1 protein-coding gene and 1 pseudogene are annotated in these 255 nt (G+C 65.9%); both read left to right on the forward strand.

What is annotated here, in order from left to right; all coding sequences use genetic code 11:
* Positions 1–190 (forward strand): helix-turn-helix domain-containing protein (locus tag SB756_RS32400; RefSeq protein ID WP_410913548.1); only part of this gene is annotated, 190 nt, incomplete at its 5' end.
* Positions 130–255, forward strand: a pseudogene (locus tag SB756_RS32405) (asparaginase domain-containing protein); the annotation flags it as partial. The gene SB756_RS32400 and the pseudogene SB756_RS32405, both read left to right, overlap by 61 nt.

Below are 255 nucleotides of genomic sequence, written 5' to 3' on the forward strand. Positions count from 1 at the left end.
TTTGACCCCAGCGGAACTGGAGATCCTGCGATGGGCCTCGGAGGGCAAGACGGTGTGGGAGATCAGCCAGATCCGCGCCACTTCCGAAGCGACGGTGAAATTCCACCTGCGCAACATCTATGGCAAGTCTGGCAGCGCCTGCGCACCGCCGTGGTCGAGGCAGTGGACGCCGGCTGCGACGCCGTGCTGATCCTGCACGGCACCGACACCCTGGCCTACAGCGCGGCGGCGATGAGCTTCCAACTGCTGGGGCTG

Source organism: Pseudomonas sp. SIMBA_068 (genome assembly GCF_046534705.1).
Taxonomy (GTDB): Bacteria; Pseudomonadota; Gammaproteobacteria; order Pseudomonadales; family Pseudomonadaceae; genus Aquipseudomonas; species Aquipseudomonas putida.